The 14,161-nt window shown below is 54.2% G+C and carries 8 protein-coding genes; 7 read left to right on the forward strand and 1 reads right to left on the reverse strand.

What is annotated here, in order from left to right; all coding sequences use genetic code 11:
* The first annotated feature begins 130 nt into the window (after positions 1-130).
* The 7 genes from EJ361_RS08885 (at position 131) to EJ361_RS08915 (ending at position 11,091) form a co-directional block, all read left to right on the forward strand.
* On the forward strand, positions 131-2,233 hold the full coding sequence (locus EJ361_RS08885; protein WP_126245135.1) for a ComEA family DNA-binding protein: 2,103 nt from the start codon (positions 131-133) through the stop codon (positions 2,231-2,233).
* Between the two features lie 428 nt (positions 2,234-2,661).
* Entirely contained in the window at positions 2,662-5,868 is a 3,207-nt protein-coding gene (locus EJ361_RS08890; RefSeq protein ID WP_126245136.1) for a SusC/RagA family TonB-linked outer membrane protein, read from the forward strand.
* Positions 5,869-5,879: 11 nt separating this feature from the next.
* Complete coding sequence (locus tag EJ361_RS08895; RefSeq protein ID WP_126245137.1) at positions 5,880-7,367, forward strand: SusD/RagB family nutrient-binding outer membrane lipoprotein; 1,488 nt, start codon at positions 5,880-5,882, stop codon at positions 7,365-7,367.
* 26 nt (positions 7,368-7,393) lie between these two features.
* Entirely contained in the window at positions 7,394-8,260 is an 867-nt protein-coding gene (locus tag EJ361_RS08900) for a BT_3044 domain-containing protein (protein ID WP_126245138.1), read from the forward strand.
* An 86-nt stretch (positions 8,261-8,346) separates the two neighbouring features.
* Positions 8,347-8,658, forward strand: coding sequence for a DUF3467 domain-containing protein (locus EJ361_RS08905; protein ID WP_205686960.1), 312 nt, complete (start codon positions 8,347-8,349; stop codon positions 8,656-8,658).
* 13 nt (positions 8,659-8,671) lie between these two features.
* On the forward strand, positions 8,672-9,748 hold the full coding sequence (locus EJ361_RS08910) for an Ldh family oxidoreductase (protein ID WP_126245139.1): 1,077 nt from the start codon (positions 8,672-8,674) through the stop codon (positions 9,746-9,748).
* A gap of 20 nt (positions 9,749-9,768) precedes the next feature.
* Complete coding sequence (locus tag EJ361_RS08915; RefSeq protein ID WP_126245140.1) at positions 9,769-11,091, forward strand: aspartate kinase; 1,323 nt, start codon at positions 9,769-9,771, stop codon at positions 11,089-11,091.
* Between the two features lie 93 nt (positions 11,092-11,184).
* Here the strand turns inward: EJ361_RS08915 and EJ361_RS08920 are convergent, their stop codons facing one another.
* Complete coding sequence (locus tag EJ361_RS08920; protein ID WP_126245141.1) at positions 11,185-14,160, reverse strand: DNA polymerase III subunit alpha; 2,976 nt, start codon at positions 14,158-14,160, stop codon at positions 11,185-11,187.
* Position 14,161 lies beyond the last annotated feature (1 nt).

Here is a 14,161-nt window from a genome sequence, read left to right on the forward strand (position 1 = left end):
TTAGCCAGTTGGAAGGGGCAGGTTATTGTGCGGCGTCCATTCATTACACGCTGCGTATTTAGTCACGTGATGGAAGGATACATGAGCTTGGCAATCTGAAAGTAGTTTGTTGACCTCAGAATAATGAATCATGAGTTTGAATAATAGATGTTTCCCATTTGGAATATCCAGATGGGAAGGGCGAATATTCTTGCTATGGACATTCTTCGTGTACTGCATCTTTTGTAGCGCAATGCGTGGGTACGCCTGCCAGGAGGAGCCTCAGCATGTCGAAGAGTGGCAGGAGCAACAAGCGGGATCGGCACCTGAAGAAATGCGTGAGAACGATGAGCAATGGACGTTGCTGCAACGATATCTCCGCCGCCCGCTCAACCTGAACACAGCCACGGCAGAAGAGTTGCAGGAGTTAGGGGTTTTGCTGCCGGAGCAGGTCTTCCGGTTGTTGGAACACCGGAATGCACTCGGCCCCCTTATCGCGATTTATGAATTGCAGGCGATAAAGGGATTCGATATGCCAACGATCCGGAGATTGCTACCCTACGTTTCGGCGGGGAACGCTTTTGTTGAGCAGATTCCCTTCCGTAACTACTGGACCGAAGGCAAACATTCCCTGCAACTGCGCTATGCGAGAACCTGGGACGGGCCCGGCAGATCGCTGTTCCCAGCCGCGGAAAAACCGCCGGCATATATGGGGAGCCCTGATAAACTGACCTTGCGGTACCGTTATGCAATGGGCCGCCACATGGGCTGGGGGCTCGTGCTGGAAAAAGATGCAGGTGAATCCTGGTTGCGGAAGAGTGCCGTTCCATTGCCGGACCATATCGGATTTCATTGGGTGGTCAGGCGCCCCGGCCTGTTGAAGACGCTGGTGTTGGGTGATTATACCATCAATATCGGGCAAGGGCTCGTACAATGGCACGGGATGGCGCCTGGTAAAGGTGCTTCCGTCCTTTATTTCAAAAGGGAAGGAGAATCGTTGCGGCCGTATGCAGGAGCGGGGGAGTTTTATTTTTACCGCGGAGTCGCGTCAACTTTGGCTTTGCGCAAGTCTGAAATCACCGCCTGGTTATCTGCCCGCACCCTTGACGGTAGATTGAAACCGGCGGAAGCGGACACTGCTGAGACTTTTGGTTCGATCCTGTCTGCCGGTTACCATCGAAGCATTTCGGAACTGGAGGCCCGGGGGAATATTAAACAGTACACGGCTGGCGCAATCTGGAAGCGGCGCTGGCGGGCGGGACACGTAGCGTTCAATGCACAGGGCCAACATTTTTCCGTTCCGCTGCAAAGGGGCGATGAATGGTACCGGCAGTTCCTTTTTCAGGGAGATCGCTTGCTGGAAACCAGTGTCGATCATGCATTTAACTGGAGGAATGTTCATTTTTTCGGTGAAGCGGCGCGAAGCAGTACAGGTCATTTGGCGATGATGCAGGGATGGCTGGCTGTATTATCATCCGCGGTGGATGCCGGCATGGTCTGGCGCACCGGGGCTCCGGGGTTCGTGGGGATGTACGGAGCGCCGTTCGGAGCATCTGGTTTGGCGGGGAACGAACGGGGCTGCTATGGCGCCTTGCAATGGCGGGTATGTCCTGCATTAGTGGCCGCCGGTTTTGTGGATGTGTTTGGATTTCCGTGGTTACGCTACCGAGTAAGTGCTCCTTCCAAAGGAACGGATGCCCTGATGTCCCTGCAGTGGAATCCGTCGCGGCACGCAATGGTGCAGGGCAGTTACCGTTACACGGAGAAAATGCAGGATATGCAGCAGGAAGGTGCCATGGAAAAAGCCCCCATGCAGCAGCGCGCGCACCAGTTGCAGTTGCGTTGCGAATTTCCGATATCGCCGGTGTTGACCTGGCGGGCAAGGACGCAATGCCAGCTGCTGGGATCGTCCGGAACATGGATAGCCATACAGCAGTGGAACTGGCGGTCGGGGAAATGGAAGGGGAATTGCAGTTATGCCTGGTACGACGGAGGCGCGGGCTTAGGCATGTACCTGTCGGGGCTTGGGTTTCCGGGAGACGGGACGGTTGCGCGTTTCAGCGGCTCTGGCTGGTATCTGCGATGCCAGGCGCAACGTACAATCGGCGATCGATGGAGCGCATGGTGCAGTTGGCAATTCGCACGAAGCCGGGCCCCCGTCCAGACGCTCGCGGAATGGCGGAAAGGGGCGTTGTTAGAGGGGAGGAGCACCGTCCTATTGCAGGTGCAGTACGAATGGGGAAAGCAGGAATGATTCCAGGCCGTTTCCCGGGAATTGAGTAAACGAAATGGTCTTTTCCGCGTTATAATTCCATACTTTCCTCCAAAAAACACTATGCGATTGCAGTTTTACATAGTATCTTACAGGACTTGTTGAACAAGTAAAGCCTTTAACTCATTGATGATTTAGATTTTGATTGACACCAACTGATCATCAATCCGCCGGTTTCTTCGGAAACCGGCATTTTTATGCCCAATCCCAAAAAAACTTTGCTCTTTTTCAAACAAATTTGAAGGGATCATGAAAAGTTGACGGTGATTTGTAAGTCAATAACTTATCTAGTTATTGCCGCATATCCGCTGCAGTGGCCTGTTAATAAGCCTTAACAAAATTTTAACTAAAAATTTTGTGGATTCAAAAAATGCCTATTTTGCGGGTGTCAACCAAAATCTAAATCATCTATGAAAAAGGCTCTACTTTTTCTCACCACTGCCGTGGTGAGCAGTAGTCTGGCTTATGCTCAGCAGCGCCAGATTACGGGGAAGGTCAGAGGAGACGATGGAGCTCCCATCCCCTTCGCCACAATCCAGATAAAAGGAACTACCACCGGCACCACCACCGACCAGTCCGGCAACTTCCAGCTCAACATTCCCGGCAACAAAACGGTCCTCATCATCCGAAGCCTGGGATACCTCAACAGGGAAGTCCCCGCCGGTAACAGCGCCACCCTCGATGTCGTACTTCAAACCGACAACACGAACCTCGATGAAGTAGTGGTAACCGCCCTCAACATCAAACGCTCCCAGAAATCCGTCCCCTACGCCGTTCAACAAGTGGATGCCGCCAGGCTCACCCAAACCAGGGAAACCAACATCAGCTCCACGCTCGCCGGTAAAGTAGCCGGCGTCCAGATCCAGGGACAGTCGGGCGCCAAAATCGGCCAGGGCGCAGTTGTCCGCCTCCGCGGCGCAGGGTCCCTCTCCGATAAGAACCCCCTCTTCGTCCTCGACGGAACACCCGTCAGCCCGGACGATATCAACATGGACGATGTGGAAAACATCTCCGTCCTCAAAGGTCCCAACGCCACCGCATTATACGGCCAGCGCGCAGACGCCGGCGTGGTAGTGGTCACCTCCAAGAAAGGCCGCCTCAACCCCGGCATCGGGCTCCAACTCAACCAAACCACCACCTTCGACAAAGTTTACATCCTCCCCGACTATCAAAACGAATATGCCGGCGGCGGCGTAAGCAACCTCATGCGCTTCAAATGGCAAGCCGGCATGCCCGATGAATGGAAAACGATGGACGGGAAATTCTATCACGACTACTCCGACGACGCCAGCTGGGGCCCCCGCATGGTAGGCCAGGAATACATCCCCTGGTACGCCTGGTACCCGGGCGCCAACTTCGGAAAAACCGCGAAGCTCGTTGCCCAACCGGATAATGTGCGCGACTTCTACCGCACCGGTATTTCCTACAACAACAACGTTAACTTCATGAAAGCCGGCGAAGGATACAATGTTCGTGTATCTTTCACCAACCTGCAACGGACCGGCGTTATCCCCAACTCCAGCCTCGATAAAAACTCATTCTCCACCCAGGCCAACTTCGACATGGGCCGCCATTTCACCGTCGGCGCCAATGTGTACTACGTCACCGAAAACCTGAAAGGTGAATTCAACGACGGCTATTCCAACAACTCGTCCGGTTCGTTCAACCAATGGTTCCACCGCGATCTCGACCTCGGCAAACTCAAGGAACTTCGTGGACTGAAATCCCCGCAGGGCGCCCTCGGCAGCTGGAACCACAACAACCCCGACAGCTACAGCGGCTCCAATCCGCTCAAATTCTATGGCGCCAACTTCTGGTACAACTTCTTCTCCTACTTCGATGAGATCGATAACTTCTCGAAACGCAATCGCGTTTTCGGTGATATCAACCTCACCTACAAACTGAACGATCATTTCAAGATCGCCGCATTTTTCAGGAGAAACGAACTGAGCGTCAACCGCGAAGAAAAAACACCCTACATCCTCGAAAGCAGCGCCACGCAAACCGGCGTGAAACAGAGATATTTCACCCGACAGGATTGGGTGCGCGAAGATAACTATGAAGGGCTCGCATCATACAATAACCAGTTCTTCGACCGCGCGCTAAGCGTCGATTTCAACCTCGGCGGCAACGTTCGGAAAAACAGTTCATCGTTCATCAGTGCATCCACTGTCAACGGTTTGACCGTTCCCGACCTGTTTACGCTGTCGAATTCGAAAGACCCGATCACCTATTCCAACGACCGCTTTAATAAAACCGTTCGCAGCGCCTATGCAAGGACCACGCTCGGCTGGAAAGACATTTACTTCCTCGACGCGTCTATCCGCAACGACATCAGTTCCGCGCTTCCCAAAAACAACAATTCCTACTGGTACCCTTCCGTTGGCGCCAGCATCATGTTCAGCGAATACCTGAAAAAATCGATTCCCTTCCTGTCGTTCGGTAAACTCCGCGCGGGATGGGCGCAAATCGGTTCCGACCTCGATCCGTATCAACTCGAGCTCATCTATTCACTGGAGCCGACCCAGTTCGACAAGAGCTCGCCGATGTTCACCCGCAACACCCTGCCAAACGACGGCATCATGCCTTCCCTTTCTTCTTCGATGGAATTGGGGACGGATTTGAAATTCCTGCAAAATAGACTGGGCGTGAGTTTTACGTACTACCGAGAAGACAAGCGCAACGAAATCCTCACCGTAAACGTGTCTAACGCCAGCGGCTTCCTTTCCAAAGTGATCAACGCGGGCAGCCTGGTCCGTAACGGCATCGAACTGCAACTGGACGCAACACCGGTGAAAACGCTGGATTTTAACTGGGAAACCACGATCAACTTCGCAAGGAGCAAATCTGTCGTGAAAAAACTGACCGACGACGTGAAAACCTATACCCTGCCCAACACCGACCGTGGCGGCGCGGCGGTTTCTTTCGGCGTGGCCACCGTGGTGCATGCGGAAGGGGAAGACTGGGGCCAGTTGCGGGGGAACGGTATCAAACGCATCAACGGCCAACCCGTTTTGAATGCCGATGGTACATTTGCCATGGAACAAAATCTCTACTTCGGTTCGGTGCTTCCGGATTTTATGGGGGGATGGTTTAACCAGTTCACTTATAAAGACATCACGCTGACCGCAGCCCTCGATTTCCAGAAAGGCGGCAAATATTTTTCGCTGTCTGATTTCTGGGGATCATTCTCCGGGTTGTATGCCAAAACCGCCGTCCTCAACGATAAAGGCATTCCCGTCCGCGATCCCGTTGCCGATGGTGGCGGTGTAATGGTGGAAGGGGTGGACGCAGACGGCAAAGCCGTGAAGAAATATGTAGAGGCACAAACATATTGGCACCAGTTCCGTACCAACAGCAACATCGCGGATATGTCCATCTTCGACGCCTCGTTCGTGAAACTGCGCGAAGTGAGCCTCGGCTACAATCTGCCGGTGAAGAAATGGGCGCCCAAAGTATTCACGCAAGCCAACATTTCACTGGTTGCCAGGAACGTGTGGCTGATTTATGCGGACGAAAAGGGATTCGATCCCTCCGAGCTGTCGGGCCGTTTCGGTGAAAACGGGCAAATGCCCGGGGTACGGTCTTTCGGTGTTAACCTGAAACTTGGTTTCTAAAAAATCAGATCATGAAAAGACATTTCAATAAAATATCCATCTGCCTGTTGCTTTCGGTATTTTTTACTGCGGAAAGCTGCAAGGATTTCGGTGATTTGAACGAATCGCCCAATGCAAGCGCATCGCCCGTAACGTCTGCATTGCTGACGGGTGCGGAAGTATATCTCGGCAGCGGCAATTCCATGACGGTAAATTATGCGTTCGACGTGCGTTTCCTCAACGAAGGCGCCATGTACGTGCAATATACTTCCCAAACCCAGTACCCGGACGAATCCCAGTATTCCGTGACGGCCAGGGGATGGGCGCAATATTTCGCCGGTCCGCTGGAAGATCTGCACAAGATCATCGAATACAATACCGACGAAACGAAGAAAAACCAGCCTACCGTTACTTCCGGCGGTTCCAATGCGAACCAGCTGGCGGTGGCCCGCATCCTCAAAGCCTATTTTTTCGCGCAACTGACCGATATGTGGGGGGATGTGCCTTACAAGGAGGCGCTCGCAGGAATGGTTACGCCCAAATACGATACGCAGAAAGACATTTATACCGATCTGTTGAAGGAATTGAAGGAAGCGATCGGTCAGTTTGACGGCGGCGCTGCCGTGAAGGGGGATATTCTCTTCAGCGGCGATCCCGTGAAATGGAAACGCTTTGCGAACTCGTTGCGGATGATCCTGGCATTGCGCCTTTCCAGGCGCGACGGTGAAATCGGCAATCTCGGGAAAACCGCTTTCGCCGAGGCGCTCGCCAGCCCGGCCGGACTCATCGACCAGAACAGCGAGAATGCGTTCATGCCCTGGCCCGGCGGTTCCTATAAAAACCCCTGGTACCAGATGTACGATGGCCGTACCGACTACGCCATCAGCGCAACCCTGGCCGATACCCTGAAAAAATACGGCGATCCCCGCGTGTCTGTGTATGGAGAGCCACACAGTGGCGTGGTGAAAGGCGTGCCCTACGGCCTCACCCGTGAACTGCTCATCACCTGGTCTGCCAACAACCCGGACGCATCCAGGATCGGGCCGGACATAACAGACGAAAAAGCGCCCGACTATATCATCACCGCAGCGCAAATCCTGCTGTCGCGCGCGGAAGCCGCACAACTCGGCTGGACCGCCGAAAATGCCGGGCAGCTGTACAACGATGCCATCAAAGCATCGTGGGAGCAATGGGGTGTTTTCGATCAAACCGCTTACGACGGCTATATCGCCGACGCGAAAATTTCATTTGCCGGCGGCGAAGTGCTGCGGAAGATCGGCACGCAGAAATGGATTGCGCTCTATCCCAATTCCTGGCAAGGATGGGCGGAATGGCGCAGGATGGGCTGGCCCTTTATCAAGCCCACGCCGCATGCGGTGAACGTGAGCAAACAGATCCCCCGCCGGTATGGCTACCCCACCAACGAAATCACCCTGAACAAGGCGAACTACAGCGAAGCCGTGTCGCGCATGCAGGGCGGCGATACGCACGACGGCCGCGTTTGGTGGGATAAACAATAACTTATTTAATATATAAACGAATTAGCATGTTCACTATACAGCTTTTCAGAAATATACTGCTCTGCAGCGGCGCTATGCTGCTCGCGACGGGATGCCAGAAAGATAGCGATGGACTGGGAGGCGCGGGCCAGACGCTGGTCCGCCTGCCAGGTTCGCAAGATACCCTGATAGTTTTTGGGGTGGATTACAAAGCCACTTCCCAATCGGTCAATATCCTGGAAATTAACCGTTCTCCGCACAATGAAGGCGTAATTAACGGGGAAACGATCGTGAAGATCAGGCCAGACGCCAGTCTGATCACCAAAATCAACGATAGCCGCGACAAGGATTTCGAGGCGCTTCCGGCCAACGCCTGGAGCCTCGACGCTTCCGTGAAACTGGTGAACGGGTTTTATGAAGTGCGTTTCGGGCCCGGGGAAATTGCACAGTATATCAAGATAAATTTAAATACCAGCCTGCTCGATCTCACCAAGTCGTACGCGATGCCTTTCGTGCTGGCGGAAGCCGTGAACGGCGTAGTGTCCAAGGGCCCGAACACCGCGCTGGTGCAGGTGATCATTAAAAATCAGTGGGACGGGAAGTACGCTGCCGCCGGCACTTTTTATCACCCGGTGAACGGTCCGCGGGCGATCGAAGAGGATAAAGACCTCGTAACGGCGGGGCCCAATTCCGTCATTTGCAACCTCGGCGACCTGGGTGCGAGCGGTTACCAAATGATATTGACGATACAAACGGATAATACGGTTACCATCGCGCCTGCCGGAGCTACGCCCAACGTGGATATGAACTATGGTGTCAATAAGTATGACCCTGCCACTAAGGCGTTTACGCTGAATTATGCCTATAATACGGCGGCTCCCCGCATCGTCCGGGAAACGATTACCCGCAAATAAGTCTTTGCTTTGTTAGTGCTATTTTAAAAACAGCCTCCAAATGCGGAGGCTGTTTTTTATTTTTGTGCTTTCTAATCCACATAATAATGGAAAATCAAGACGAGCAGCAACAGCTGAATATTGAACTGAGCGAGGAAATAGCAGACGGAACGTATGCCAACCTGGCGATTATCACGCATTCTCCGTCAGAGTTTGTAGTGGATTTTATCAACGTAATGCCCGGCTTGCCCAAGGCTAAGGTAAAGTCAAGGATCATTTTGACGCCGCAGCATGCCAAGCGCCTCATGAAAGCATTGGCAGATAACGTAAAGAAATATGAATCCGCCCATGGTACGATCCAGGACCAGGAGCCGGTTTCCTTACCGATGAACTTCGGCGGCCCCACCGCCCAGGCATAACCGAATCACCAGAATGGAGCAAATTTTTTCGTACGGGCATTTGCGGGATTTCACCCGTGATGTTTTCCTGAAAATGGGCTGTTCTGCCGGACATGCCGATCTCGCAGCCACCGTTTTATTGTCGGCCGACCTTAGAGGGATTGATTCTCATGGAGTTGCGCGTTTGAGCGGGTATGTTCGCCTTTGGGAAGCTGGCCGCATCAACCCTACGCCCGATATCCGGATCGTTCATGAAACGCCTTCTACGGCAGTAGTGGACGGTGATGGTGGTCTCGGGCTGGTGGTAGCGCCTTTTGCCATGCAGGTAGCGATCGACAAAGCGAAGGTCGCGGGCACGGGATGGGTCAGTGTACGGCATTCCAACCACTTCGGGATAGCCGGTTACCATGCCATGATGGCGCTGGAACAGGACATGATCGGAATGGCGATGACGAACGCAAGCCCGTTGGTGGCGCCTACCTTCGCTACCGAACGGATGTTGGGCACCAATCCAATCGCCGTGGCGATCCCGGCGGGAGAGCAGCCGCCTTTCGTCGCCGATTTCGCCACCACCACGGCGGCGAACGGCAAGCTGGAGATCCTCCAGCGCAAGGAGCAGGAAGCCCCCGAAGGCTGGGTGCAGGACAAAAACGGCAATCCCAGTACCAACCCGAACGAGCTCAAAAGCGGCGGCGCCCTGCTGCCTCTTGGTGGCGACCGCGAACACGGAAGCCATAAAGGCTATTGCCTGGGTGCGATCGTTGATATATTTTCGGCCGTGCTTTCCGGGGCCAACTACGGGCCATGGGCACCTCCGTTCGTCAGCTTCCTCCCCCTTCCCCCGGACCCCGTGGGCAAAGGGCTCGGGCATTTCTTCGGCGCCATGCGCACCGATGCCTTCCGGCCGGCAGATGAATTCAAGGCGCATATGGACACATGGATCAACCGCTTCCGCAGCGCGCAAACCGTTCCCGGCGAGGAAAAAGTCCTCATCCCCGGCGATCCAGAACGCGAAATGCAGGCCCACCGGCTCGAAGCCGGCATCCCAATACTCGCCCCCGTCGTGAAAGACCTCGGCGAAGTAGCATCGAAATTTAAAATCAATTTTTAAGTAATATATATCACAAGCAAATGAAAGTCTTAAAATTTGGCGGAACCTCGGTTGGCAAACCGGAACGTATGCATTCCGTGGCGCAGTTGATCACAGCAGACGCTGATGCCAAAATCGTGGTACTGTCCGCTCTCTCCGGAACTACCAATGCACTTGTCGAAATCGGTAATTCGCTCGCCGAAGGCAAAAAGGCCGAAGCGAAACAGCTGATCGACAAACTGGAAAGCCACTATCGTTCCTTCTGCCTGGAACTGGTGAAGACCGATGCCGGACGGGACGCCGCCAAAGCCATCGTAGACGAACATTTCGAGTTTCTCAATATCATCCTCCGCATTTCCTTCAACGAAGCACTGAACAAAGACATCCTCGCCCAGGGCGAACTGCTGTCTACCAAACTGTTCGGCGCCTACCTGGCGGAAGCGGGTGTGAAATCCGTATTGCTGCCCGCACTCGAGTTCATGAGCATCGACGAGTTCGAAGAACCCGAAATCCCCCGCATCAAAGTAAAACTCAACCAGCTCCTCGAACAGCATAAAGGCGAAACCACCTTCATCACGCAAGGCTATATCTGCCGCAACGCGCGCGGAGAAGTGGACAACCTGAAACGCGGTGGAAGCGATTATTCCGCTTCCCTCATCGGCGCCGCCATCCAGGCGAAGGAAGTGCAAATCTGGACAGACATCGACGGGATGCACAACAACGATCCCCGCGTTGTGAAAAAAACCTTCCCCATCGAGCAGCTGTCGTTCGACGAAGCGGCCGAGCTGGCCTACTTCGGCGCAAAAATCCTCCATCCCGCGTCTATCTGGCCCGCTCAGCATTTCAACATTCCCGTGAAACTGCTGAACACCATGCAGCCCGAAGCGAAAGGCACCATCATCACCGAATTGCCCAACGGCAACGGCGTGAAAGCCATCGCGGCGAAAGACGGCATCATCGCCATCAAAATCAAATCCAGCCGCATGCTCCTTGCTTACGGCTTCCTCCGCAAAATCTTCGAGATCTTCGAAAAATACCGCACCCCGATCGATATGATCACCACTTCCGAAGTGGCGGTTTCCATTACGATCGACGATCAGCGTCACCTCGATCAGATCCTCAAGGAATTACAACCCTTCGGTACGGTTGAACTGGACCATCACCAGGCCATCGTTTCCATCGTGGGCAATGAAGTGGCGGCCACACCGTCCATCCTCAAGAAACTGTTCGACTCCCTCAACGAAGTGCCCCTCCGCATGATTTCTTACGGCGGTAGCAGGCATAACATTTCCATCCTCGTAGGCGGTCAGCACAAGGAGAAAACGCTCCAGCTGCTGAACAAGGGCCTGTTCGGGCTGGAATAGTTGATGGATGTTGATCGACAATACAGGCTGAAGCAGATGTTGCTTCAGCCTTTTTTATTTGGATGACAGGCGGAAGGAGACAGGGACAGTACTTTAAGCGGAACGCAATTGCACACTGACCGTCCCGGTTTCCTTCGCTTTACCTTCGAAGTAACCGATCTTCCGCATCCGGAAAACGTCCAGCGAATACACGCCGAATTCCTCGATCACCTTTCCTTCCAGGATGTAGAACCCGCTTTTCTGGAACGGGTACCGCCGCAGGCTGTCGGGGAAATGCACCGTGTCAAGGAAATCGCCGGCGCGGTCGAGGAAAGTGCCGAAGCACATGGGTTCCTGTTTGGATGTGTACACATGCTTCAGTGTTACGAGGTAGCCGAGCATGGTTACATTTTGACCGAGGTGATTTTCCAGTCCGGCCACGGGCATGTACGTACGCTGATCGTGCTGCAGTACGTCGAAAGGCGAGGAGAGCGGGAACCCCAGCAATTCGATCTCGTCGAACGCATCTTCGTGCTCGTGGTACGAAAGCGCCGGCAGCGCCCAGTTACGCGATGGTTCGTGGAAAAGCCCTGGCCGCGCGGGATCGGGGGGCTCCTTGCGTAGCAACGCGGCAATTTTCCATAATAGGTTTTTCTTCGTTTCTTTCGTGAATTGAAACGCCCCGATACGAACGAGGATTTCCAGTTGCGCGGCGCCCGGCTGCGTCCGGCCCACGAAATCCTCTATCCCCGCGAACCGCCCGTTCATCCGCCGCTCCTCCAGCACCGATGCTATCCAGTTGTGTTCCAGCTTCTCCACATGGATGAACCCGACATGCACATCGTTCCCCTTGATATTGGTCAGGTAATCACTATGATTAACGCAGGGCGGATGGATGCGGGCACCCGTTTTCCGGAGCTCCCGGAAATACAGTTCGCGGTCGTAGAAACCGCCGAAATTGTTGATCACGGCCACCATGAACTCTGCCGGGAAGTAAGTTTTGAGATATAAGCTCTGGTAACTTTCCACCGCGAAACTGGCCGAATGCGCTTTGGAAAACGAAAAGTTCGCAAAGCTCGCGATCTGCCGCCAGACTTCTTCACTGACGATCCTCGGCCGTCCCAGTTTTTCACAATTATCGAAAAACAGGTTCCTGATCTTCTCGAAATGCTGCTGGCCACGGTATTTTCCTGCCATGGCGCGCCGCAAGGTGTCTGCGTCTGCCAGGTCGAGATTGGCGTAGTGATGCGCTACCTTGATCACGTCTTCCTGGTAGACCATTACGCCGTACGTCTCTCCCAGCAAGGTTTTCATGATCGGATGAAGATATTCCACTTCCTCCGGCCGGTGGAAATTCTGCACATATTGCCGCATCATGCCAGCCTGCGCCACGCCTGGCCGGATAATGGAACTGGCAGCCACCAGCGTGATGTAATCGTCACAACGCAACTTGCGCAAAAGCTGTCGCATGGCGGGCGATTCGATGTAGAAACACCCGATCGTCCGCACGTTCCGCAACGCATCCCGGACGCGCGTATCTTCCATGAAGGACTTAACGTCGTGGATATCGATCTCCACACCCCGGTTTTCTTTAATAATATCCAATGTATCGCGGATATGGCCGAGGCCGCGTTGACTGAGTATGTCGAACTTATGCAAACCGATCGCCTCAGCCAGATGCATGTCCAGCTGCGCGGTGTTCAGGCCTTTCGGGGGCATATGCGTGGCGCAATATTGATGGATGGGCGCTTCGCTGATCAGGACCCCGCCTGCATGGATGCTCAGGTGGTTCGGGAAACGGTCGAGCATCCGGCCGTACCGGATAATGCGCTGGTGAACGCTGTCTTCCCCAAGCTTCACCTGGTAAGGGTTCTCGAGGATTTTGTCGATTTCGCCTTTCGGCAATCCGTAGACTTTTCCCAATTCCCGCACAATGGCATTCGTTTGGAAAGTAGCCACCGTGCCCAAAAGCGCCGCATGTTCCGAAGTATATTTCTTAAAGATGTATTCGAAGATCTCGTCGCGGTCGCGCCACGAAAAATCGATGTCGAAATCCGGTGGCGATGAACGGTGCGGATTGAGGAACCGTTCGAAATATAGGTCCAGCGCGATGGGGTCTACATTCGTGATCCCCAGGCAATAAGCAATGATGGAATTGGCGCCGCTTCCCCGGCCTACATGGAAAAAATCCCGGTGCCGCGCATATCGCACGATGTCCCAGGTGATAAGAAAATACGCGTTGAAATCCTGTTGGTCGACGATCAGGAGCTCTTTGTCGATCCGCTGCTTCGCCTCCGCATTCTCTGTCCCGTACCGGTATTCCATGCCTTCGTAAGCCAGATCGCGAAGCAGTTGGCGGTCGCCGTCACGGCTATGCGTGAACCGTTTCTTGTTCAAATGCCGGCCGAATGTGAAATGCAGCTGGCATTCCTCCATCACCCGGAGGGTATTGCGGACGATGTGCGGAAACTCTTTGAAATGCTCCAGCAGCTGGAACGGCGGAATGAAACATTCGTCCGTTCCAGCTACTTCTTCCGGCGGCAACTGGCTGATCAGCAAGTTGTTGTCTACCGCCCGGAGCACGCGGTGCAATCGCTGGGATTCTTCATTTTGAAAGCTAAAGGGTTGGAGAATAACGAGTTTGTCTGCAAGCTGACGGGTGTCGGTCCGGAAGAGCCGGTTCAGCTCCCGCGGCCGGACCCCCATCAGTTCATATTCCGCCAGGGACGCGATCGGGAACGATCCCCAGGCGTAGATGACGAAGGTATTTGGCAGATATGGCGCGCGGTCCGGATAGGGTTCGCCGGTCTGCAAATGGCGCGATAAAAACCGGTTGATGGCCAGCCATCCTTCCATGTCCTTCGCCAGCAAAATATACCGGAACGCCGTGCCGTTGCGGCATTCCAGCCCCAGGACGGGCTTGATGTCCTGCTGCATGCATTCCTGCACGAACATCCACGCGTCGGTGGTGGCATTGATATTCGTGAGCGCCAGCGATGTGATGCCGTGCGCTTTGGCCACGGATACCAGCTCGTCCGTCCGGATCGTGCCGTACCGCAGGCTGAACCAGGATTTGCAATTCAAGTACATG

The organism is Chitinophaga rhizosphaerae (genome assembly GCF_003958645.1).
In the GTDB taxonomy this organism is placed as follows: domain Bacteria; phylum Bacteroidota; class Bacteroidia; order Chitinophagales; family Chitinophagaceae; genus Chitinophaga; species Chitinophaga rhizosphaerae.

What these genes read in the sequence shown, in the direction of transcription:
- EJ361_RS08895 (WP_126245137.1), top strand. Translation starts at nt 5,880, where the DNA reads ATGAAAAGACATTTCAATAAAATATCCATCTGCCTGTTGCTTTCGGTA.
- EJ361_RS08920 (WP_126245141.1), bottom strand. Translation starts at nt 14,160, where the DNA reads ATGTACTTGAATTGCAAATCCTGGTTCAGCCTGCGGTACGGCACGATC.
- EJ361_RS08890 (WP_126245136.1), top strand. Translation starts at nt 2,662, where the DNA reads ATGAAAAAGGCTCTACTTTTTCTCACCACTGCCGTGGTGAGCAGTAGT.
- EJ361_RS08905 (WP_205686960.1), top strand. Translation starts at nt 8,347, where the DNA reads ATGGAAAATCAAGACGAGCAGCAACAGCTGAATATTGAACTGAGCGAG.
- EJ361_RS08915 (WP_126245140.1), top strand. Translation starts at nt 9,769, where the DNA reads ATGAAAGTCTTAAAATTTGGCGGAACCTCGGTTGGCAAACCGGAACGT.
- EJ361_RS08910 (WP_126245139.1), top strand. Translation starts at nt 8,672, where the DNA reads ATGGAGCAAATTTTTTCGTACGGGCATTTGCGGGATTTCACCCGTGAT.
- EJ361_RS08900 (WP_126245138.1), top strand. Translation starts at nt 7,394, where the DNA reads ATGTTCACTATACAGCTTTTCAGAAATATACTGCTCTGCAGCGGCGCT.
- EJ361_RS08885 (WP_126245135.1), top strand. Translation starts at nt 131, where the DNA reads ATGAGTTTGAATAATAGATGTTTCCCATTTGGAATATCCAGATGGGAA.